Below are 2198 nucleotides of genomic sequence, written 5' to 3'. Positions count from 1 at the left end.
GCGGGCGCGACACTCTGGCCGTACCCGCGGTGGTCGATGGTGATCACGCGGTACCCGGCGGCCGTGAGGGCGTCGCGGTTGCGGGCGAACAGTTCCCCGCTGAGCGGGTAGCCGTGCAGCAGCAGGATGGGCGTGCCGGTGCCTTCGGAGACGTAGTGAATCTGGGCGCCGTTGACGTTAAGCATGCCCTGCTGCATGGGCATGCCGGCGCCGCCGGCGTGCGCACTGCCGGCAGCCAGGCCAGCCACCAGAGCCAACATTCTGTACTGCTTCATACGACCTCCTGTACAAGCGGATTGACCCTGGCGTTTGCCCGGACTCAGTCAAGCTTCTGACTTACCGTAGTGGGAGCACGGCCTCAGTGGGTCAGCGGGACTTCATGGCATCTTGGCCGCCAGGAGGGCGGCGCATGGCAGGGAAACGAGACGAGATCATCCGGGCCACCCTACGGCGCTTCCGCAGCCACTCGATCTCCCGCACGACCCTTAAAGATGTCGCCGAGGCCGCGGGCCTGCCGCTCGGGAACCTCTATTACTACTTCAAGTCGCGGGACGAGTTGATCCTGTCCGTGCTGGACGAATGCGAACGGGAACTCCAGACCTTGCTCGAGCGCCTGGAGCCGCTGGAACCGGTGGCGTGGCTGGCGGCCTACCTCGACTGGCTCGTCGAGACGAGCCAGGAGCGCGACTCGCTCAGCTGTCCCTTCGGGAGTCTCGCCACCGAACTGCGTGCCGTGGGGGACCCGGCGGCCATCCGGGCGGCGGAGATCGTGGGGCGGTACCGGGCAGCGGTGGGGGCACGCACGGCGGCGCTGGGGGCGAGCGATCCGGACGCGCTGTTCCTGGCGGTGCAGGGGGCGCATACAGTGGCGAGCATCCTGGATGATCCGGCGCTCTTCGAGGGCGCGATCGACCGCCTCAAGAATGGCCCCGTGACCTGACGCTAACACGGGGCCTGGCGGTCATAGGAGCGCGGACCTTAACTCAACCACTGGGTGGTGCGGACGTGCATCCAGAAGTTCACAAACGCGTCCACCTGTTGCACGAAGCGGCCGAAGTCAAGCTGCTTGGTCATGAATGATGCGGCGTGCAACGAGTAGGCCCGCTCGACGTCCTGCGCATCACTGGAGGTCGTGAGGATGACGACGGGAAGCATGCTCAGGTGGCGGTCGCTTTTCAGCGCTTCGAGGACCTCGAAGCCGGACAGGCCGGGCATGTTCAGGTCCAGCAGGATGACGTCGGGCAGAACTGCTCCAGGGAGGCGCAGGGTGTGGAGGGCAGCGCGTCCGGACGCGCAGGTCTCGATGCCGACCCGGACGCCATGGTCCTGGAAGACTTCGCGGGCGAGCTCCCGGTCGGCGGCGTTGTCGTCGACGAGCAGAACGCGCAGGACACGGCACGCCGTGATGTCTGGGCGTGCGGGGGAAGCATCCGACATACCTCCAAGTCTACGATCTGGTTTCATTTGGAATTAACCGGAACCACACGCCCGTTTTCGCTGTCATCCCGATATCCCAGCCGGATGTCCAGCGGGCGCATGGTCACGCCAGCCGCGTGAGCATGACGGCCGTCCCCGCGTGCCGAAGCGCCAACAGGGCTGCTTCCACGTCCGCAGCCGCCTTCCGGCGGTGCGACCGCCGAAACCATGGCGCACCCTGGACCGCTTCATCCTGCACGTCGAGTGCGGCCGCGAGCTTCTGAAGGGCCGTGAACAGGTCGGGCAGCTGAGCGCGGTGGACAGCGTACGTGGTTCTCGAAACGGTGCGCATCGTGAAGTGTGGCGTCTCCACGGCCAGGGGCAGCAGGAGGAAGGTGTGGAGGTGCGCGCTGTGGCTCAGCCCGGCATCCAAACTCAACGTCGGCGGCGCGTATTGGGTGGTCGCGGCCGTCATGCCGTAGACCACCCAGCGCTCGCCGTGGGCCAGACGCAGGTTCCGGCGGCCCGGCGCGGTGGTCAAGGCAAAGAGGGCCTGGGCGACACGGTACAGGGTGCCGTCGTTGTTGAGGGTCGCGGTCAGGGTGAGCGTTCCGTCTCCGCCGGACGACGCGCTGGTCATACCCCAGCATGACTGGTCCGACGATGCCCAAATGGTGTCCACGTCCGTAAGAGCCTGAGGACAGAATTGCCGCGGTTAGGCTGCAGATGTGATCGAACACCTCGTCCCTGACGACCTGTGGGCGCTGATCGCGCCGCTGTTC

General features: G+C 66.4%; 4 protein-coding genes. 1 reads left to right on the top strand and 3 read right to left on the bottom strand.

Annotated elements, in window-relative coordinates:
- Window positions 1–275, bottom strand: a 275-nt coding sequence (locus HNQ07_RS23750; protein WP_184116514.1) for an alpha/beta fold hydrolase, incomplete at its 3' end; no start/stop codon positions are given.
- 134 nt (window positions 276–409) lie between these two features.
- Between HNQ07_RS23750 and HNQ07_RS23745 the strand changes: the two genes are divergently transcribed.
- Window positions 410–940 (top strand): TetR/AcrR family transcriptional regulator, encoded by a 531-nt coding sequence (locus HNQ07_RS23745; protein ID WP_184116512.1) that lies wholly within the window; start codon window positions 410–412, stop codon window positions 938–940.
- A gap of 38 nt (window positions 941–978) precedes the next feature.
- On the opposite strand, the gene HNQ07_RS23740 is transcribed toward HNQ07_RS23745, so the two are convergent.
- Both HNQ07_RS23740 and HNQ07_RS23735 read right to left on the bottom strand, forming a co-directional pair.
- Window positions 979–1437, bottom strand: a complete 459-nt coding sequence (locus tag HNQ07_RS23740; RefSeq protein ID WP_184116510.1) for a response regulator — start codon at window positions 1435–1437, stop codon at window positions 979–981.
- Between the two features lie 103 nt (window positions 1438–1540).
- A complete protein-coding gene (locus tag HNQ07_RS23735; protein WP_184116508.1) occupies window positions 1541–2056 on the bottom strand; it encodes a hypothetical protein in 516 nt (171 codons plus the stop codon).
- Window positions 2057–2198: the final 142 nt, after the last annotated feature.

Origin of the sequence: Deinococcus metalli (assembly GCF_014201805.1) — a bacterium.
Lineage (GTDB): Bacteria > Deinococcota > Deinococci > Deinococcales > Deinococcaceae > Deinococcus > Deinococcus metalli.
The sequence above is the reverse complement of the archived record's forward strand: the minus strand, read 5'-3'. Positions and strand labels throughout refer to the sequence as shown.

Excerpts from the sequence above, each read along its gene's own strand:
- HNQ07_RS23745 (WP_184116512.1), top strand. The coding sequence starts at position 410 with ATGGCAGGGAAACGAGACGAGATCATCCGGGCCACCCTACGGCGCTTC.
- HNQ07_RS23740 (WP_184116510.1), bottom strand. The coding sequence starts at position 1,437 with ATGTCGGATGCTTCCCCCGCACGCCCAGACATCACGGCGTGCCGTGTC.
- HNQ07_RS23735 (WP_184116508.1), bottom strand. The coding sequence starts at position 2,056 with ATGACCAGCGCGTCGTCCGGCGGAGACGGAACGCTCACCCTGACCGCG.